We start from the raw sequence: 5,571 nt of genomic DNA, 5'->3' as shown, positions 1-5,571 counted from the left end.
AGTCGAAACCCTTCTTCACTCACGCGGCGTTGCTCCGTCAGGCTTGCGCCCATTGCGGAAGATTCCCCACTGCTGCCTCCCGTAGGAGTCTGGACCGTGTCTCAGTTCCAATGTGGCCGTTCATCCTCTCAGACCGGCTACTGATCGTCGCCTTGGTAAGCCGTTACCCCACCAACTAGCTAATCAGACGCAGACCCATCGTAAAGCGATAGCTTACAAGTAGAGGCCATCTTTAGTGGAGCTCCCATGCGGAAGTTCCACAACATTCGGTATTAGCAGTCCTTTCGGACTGTTGTCCCCATCTTTACGGCAGGTTGTCTACGCGTTACTCACCCGTTTGCCACTCGACTTTCAAAAGCAAGCTTTCAATCGTCTCGTTCGACTTGCATGTGTTAAGCACGCCGCCAGCGTTCGTCCTGAGCCAGGATCAAACTCTCCATAAAATTTATGAAGAACCTTGATTGGCTCTAATAATCTTTTTGGCCTGAACCTTGATAAATCAAAGCTCAGTAAAGAAATTGCCGATTGCTTATGTTCATAATCAATCGATGTTTTTAAAAACATCTGGCTTGAATCACAAATGATTCATGTTGCATTGTTTAGTTTTCAAAGAACAACTTTTTGTCTTTCGAAGCTTGCCTTCGTTTGAAAATGCCTTGCTTCAAGCGACTCATTTATTGTACCGCATCTCTTTTAGACTGTCAAGAACTTTTTTATTTTTCTTTTTTGTCTGAAAGGCGGCCGTCCTGCATGACCTGTAAGTGTTTCCATTCAAGGAACGTTGTCTCACATTTCGTGCTGGCCGGTATCTCGCGGCGACTTGTATTATATTACAGGAGTTGCGCCCATTTGTCAACAGCTTTTCCGAAAAAAAATCACAAAAAATCCCGCACCACCATCGAGCCTCACGGCTCTATGGTGAATGCGGGATCCCGGCATCCATTTTACATGATTTGACATGTGGGTCCGACTGCAAATCCCCTACAAGACGGGTGCAAAGCTCACGTCGACGGACCTTCCGTGTAAGCCTCAGCGTCGATGACGACATCGTCATCAGCCTCGGAGATCTTGTAGTTGCCGCGCGGCGTGCCGCGACGCTCAAGGTCGCGCACAATGGCCGTGCCTGCGCCAGAGCTGAGCTCGGTCAGTGAAGCAGCACTCTGTGCACGAGCGCAGCCATACTGGCCTCCAGATGGAACGAGCATCGCTATGGCGAGAAAAGCCGCGATGGACACTCCTGTCCGGACTATCATTCTGCCCATACTCTCACCTCATTCTTCTACTGCCGGTAAGAGCGGTATGCTTTACCTGCAGAGCCAACCTTCCCCGAAAAATAAAAACAGGCTGCATGAATCCATACAGCCTGCCCGGGAATATCTAGTTCGGTCCTCGCAGGAATCAGCCTGGGTCAGTCACCAACAAGTTCCATGGCCCAATAGTAGTGACCATCATTGCCTCTCACACAAGATACACCCATCTTCGTGAAATGATGGTTGAGGAGATTTGCGCGATGCGTCGGGGAACCCATCCAAGCGCGAACGATCTTTTTAGCATCCACTACGCTGCTGATGGCAAGGTTTTCACCGAACCAGGAGCAGGATGCACCATTCAAAACTGATTTGACAGAGCTGCCGTCCGGGCGCTGATGCGCGAACAAGATGCCCGCTTCCTGCGCACGGGTTCCAGCCGCCTGTTCAAGATAAACAATCCCGCTTAACGGCTGGATGCCGGCTGCCGTACGTTCAAGATTGACTTCATACAAGACTTCATCCTGAAGGCTGGCCGCAAAAGCCGTGCTCGATGCAAAAACAATACATGCCATGACGAGTAAAGTCATGATCTGCCGCAAGGTTTTCATATTGGCCGCCTCTTTCGTTACGATATTTTGACTTGAGAGCACTTGGTCTCCAAACCACCTTGCGCTGCCTTTTCAGACTGTCGTCCATATCGCTTCGAAACTTAAGCAGATCTGTTACCGCTGTGGGCGCTGCGCGACCACAGGGCATGTTCACATCGATTCAGTTTTGTCAGGTTTATCCTTGCTATTTATAGTTTACCACATACAATTGGAAGGGTCAATTAGGATTCAGGCCGTAAACAAAATTTTCCTTCAATTAAAGGCACCAAATAAAAGCGTCAAGACAGCATCTGTGCTCCGGCCGCTCAATATCCGATTCGGCCTTCATAATAGCAATTTTACTGCATAAAAAAGAGCAGGTTGCCAGGAAAATCCTGGCAGCCTGCCCATCACAGGATTGGCTGTTGACTCCGACGCGTGAGCACGTCGTCTCCAAACTCCGTGCGGCTCATCGAGCTTGTCGCTCGTGAATGTCTCGGTCATGCGCGAGTCATCGCTCGCGGCCAAACCTGCGGGGAACCCATGATTTACAGATTGGCTTATGCCATGGTATCGAAGTGGACATAGACGCCATCGAGGTCTTCAAGCAGGATGCCCATCTCGCTGAAGCCAGCGTGGAGAGCCTCTGCCGAAAGCTCGACGTTGTTCTTGACATCGCCCATGCGCATGAGCGCAAGAGCACCATCGTCGACCGGCGTGATGTTGAAGGTCGAACCGTCATAGACCATGCGGAACATGCCCGTGCCATCCGTCGTCGTCAGCGCCTTCGTGTACTCACGGTACTGCGTCTTCGGCTGATTCGGCTCCGGCAGACGCTTGCCCGTCGGCTCAAGGCGAACCTTGTCCGGATCCGCTGCGACATCATACGTGCCGTAATGCGAGACCTGACCAGCCTCAACCTTGAAGAACGGAAGCTCAGCACTCGCCAAACCTGCGACGCGCTCGACGCCCGGTACGCCATGTTTGCCCATGTTGCTCGTCCAGGAGCCAGAACCATCGAGATTCGACGGATTATGCGGATCGATATCCGGCTTCGTCGGCACCGTCGGCGAGAGCGTGATCAGGCCGCCGTAGTTGTAACGGTAGTTGCCTGCCACATCGCCCGAGATGATCGGCGTGCCGTTGATGTGCGCCACGACTCCGTACTGGTTGTCGCCCAGCGTGTTGCCCGGCGTGTAATCCGCGTCGACGTGCTCGCCATAGGCCAGCTGTGCGTCGATATCCGGATCTACCGTATAGGTAATATCGTCAAGCGTGTTGCCCGTACCGGAAACGAAGAATGTGACATCCTTCGGGTCGATCTTCACATCGGCCTCGCCACCCGTGATCGTGTAGTTCTTGAGGAACTCCGCGCCGGAGAGCTTCGTGCCGAAATGATACGTGTTGACGTCATTCGTCTTGGTGTTGCTATCAAGATAAGCTCCGCCATAGTCGCCATAGTCGTAGATGAACCCAGTCGGAAGGTCGCCATTAACAAGGCCTTCGACCTCAGAGGTCGTCGTCTTGACCGTGCCGTACTCCGTCTCGACGTCTTTCGTCTTGATCGTGAGCTCGGCCGGCGTGACGCTTGCCGTCTTCTCGAACGTCTTGCTCGTTGCGCCGTCTGCGAACTGGTAGTTGCCATTCATCGCTTCGCTGAGCTCGACCGTCGTATCGTAGATGTTCTTGCCGACATCCTGCGTGACCTTGCCTGCTCCCGCAGTCGCCAATGCACTGGAGTCCGTGATAGCCAGTTCATACGTGCCATCGCCATTGACACCCGTAAAGGTTGCCGTGCCGAATGCATCTTTCTGGCCATACTTCGTCGTGTAGAGCGGCGAGCCATCTGGGTTGACAATCTCTTCCTCGGTAATCGTGTACGGCGTGACCGTTGCTGTGCCGTTGAGGTACGTGACTTTGTAGTTCGTCAGGTTGTTGACGCCTTTGCCCTTGAGGTCATAGTCGCCGACACCCTTCGTCCACTTGCCGTTCGTGCCATCAAGCGCTGCATCGTTCGTGTAGTTCATGCCACCGAGTGCCGCATCCAGAGTTGCCTTCGTATCGCCATTCGTGATGCCAGATTTATACTTGTACCCATACTGCGATTCATCGAACTTCGTACCATAGACCGTCGACGCATTGCCAATCTGGATTGTCAGGTCAGCTTGCTTAATATGCAGGTTCGCCGTGTTCGTCTTGACGTCGTAGTTCTTCAGCTCGTTGACGCTCGTCGTGATGTCATAGTCACCAACGTCGTTCGTCTTCGTATTGCTGAGGTAACCCTTCGTCGCATACGTCAGGTTCACGATCGACGCATCGTCGCCATTCGTCAAGCCCTGGATATCCGACGTGAACGCCTTGTCGACCGTGCCGTACGTCGTCGTCTTGTCGTCCGTATTAACGAACAGCGCTGCCTTATTGATGTGCAGTTTCGCCGTGTTCGTCTTGACGTCATAGTTCTTCAGCTCGTTGACGCTCGTCGTGATGTCATAGTCACCAACGTCGTTCGTCTTCGTGTCGCTGAGGTAACCCTTCGTCGCATACGTCAGGTTCACGATCGACGCATCGTCGCCATTCGTCAAGCCCTGGATATCCGACGTGAACGCCTTGTCGACCGTGCCGTACGTCGTCGTCTTGTCGTCCGTATTGACGAACAGCGCTGCCTTATTGATGTGCAGTTTCGCCGTGTTCGTCTTGACGTCATAGTTCTTCAGCTCGTTGACGCTCGTATTGATGTCATAGTCACCAACGTCGTTCGTCTTCGTATTGCTGAGGTAACCCTTCGTCGCATACGTCAGGTTCACGATCGATGCATCGTCGCCATTCGTCAAGCCCTGGATATCCGACGTGAACGCCTTGTCGACCGTGCCGTACGTCGTCGTCTTGTCGTCCGTATTAACGAACAGCGCTGCCTTATTGATGTGCAGTTTCGCCGTGTTCGTCTTGACGTCATAGTTCTTCAGCTCGTTGACGCTCGTATTGATGTCATAGTCACCAACGTCGTTCGTCTTCGTATCGCTGAGGTAACCCTTCGTCGCATACGTCAGGTTCACGATCGACGCATCGTCGCCATTCGTCAAGCCCTGGATATCCGACGTGAACGCCTTGTCGACCGTGCCGTACGTCGTCGTCTTGTCGTCCGTATTGACGAACAGCGCTGCCTTATTGATGTGCAGTTTCGCCGTGTTCGTCTTGACGTCATAGTTCTTCAGCTCGTTGACGCCCGTATTGATGTCATAGTCACCAACGTCGTTCGTCTTCGTATCGCTGAGGTAACCCTTCGTCGCATACGTCAGGTTCACGATCGACGCATCGTCGCCATTCGTCAAGCCCTGGATATCCGACGTGAACGCCTTGTCGACCGTGCCGTACGTCGTCGTCTTGTCGTCCGTATTAACGAACAGCGCTGCCTTATTGATGTGCAGTTTCGCCGTGTTCGTCTTGACGTCATAGTTCTTCAGCTCGTTGACGCTCGTCGTGATGTCATAGTCACCAACGTCGTTCGTCTTCGTGTCGCTGAGGTAACCCTTCGTCGCATACGTCAGGTTCACGATCGACGCATCGTCGCCATTCGTCAAGCCCTGGATATCCGACGTGAACGCCTTGTCGACCGTGCCGTACGTCGTCGTCTTGTCGTCCGTATTGACGAACAGCGCTGCCTTATTGATGTGCAGTTTCGCCGTGTTCGTCCTGACGTCATAGTTCTTCAGCTCGTTGACGCTCGTCGTGATGTC

Annotated in this window: 3 protein-coding genes and 1 other annotated feature; all 3 genes read right to left on the bottom strand. The window is 53.0% G+C overall.

All coding sequences use genetic code 11. The features are described from left to right. Positions 1-23: 23 nt before the first annotated feature. Positions 24-405, bottom strand: a sequence feature (16S ribosomal RNA rRNA prediction is too short). A 596-nt stretch (positions 406-1,001) separates the two neighbouring features. Further along, entirely contained in the window at positions 1,002-1,262 is a 261-nt protein-coding gene (locus MITSMUL_RS01915; protein WP_005839469.1) for a hypothetical protein, read from the bottom strand. A gap of 146 nt (positions 1,263-1,408) precedes the next feature. Further along, on the bottom strand, positions 1,409-1,858 hold the full coding sequence (locus MITSMUL_RS01910; RefSeq protein ID WP_005839467.1) for a CAP domain-containing protein: 450 nt from the start codon (positions 1,856-1,858) through the stop codon (positions 1,409-1,411). A gap of 539 nt (positions 1,859-2,397) precedes the next feature. Continuing rightward, the coding region (locus MITSMUL_RS01905) for an MBG domain-containing protein (RefSeq protein ID WP_005839463.1) at positions 2,398-5,571 on the bottom strand (3,174 nt) is incomplete at its 5' end.

This window comes from Mitsuokella multacida DSM 20544 (assembly GCF_000155955.1).
GTDB lineage: Bacteria > Bacillota > Negativicutes > Selenomonadales > Selenomonadaceae > Mitsuokella > Mitsuokella multacida.
This window is presented reverse-complemented; position numbering and strand designations above follow the sequence as displayed.

Bases quoted from the DNA above. Each gene is read 5' to 3' on its own strand.
- MITSMUL_RS01910 (WP_005839467.1), bottom strand. From the start codon at position 1,858: ATGAAAACCTTGCGGCAGATCATGACTTTACTCGTCATGGCATGTATT.
- MITSMUL_RS01915 (WP_005839469.1), bottom strand. From the start codon at position 1,262: ATGGGCAGAATGATAGTCCGGACAGGAGTGTCCATCGCGGCTTTTCTC.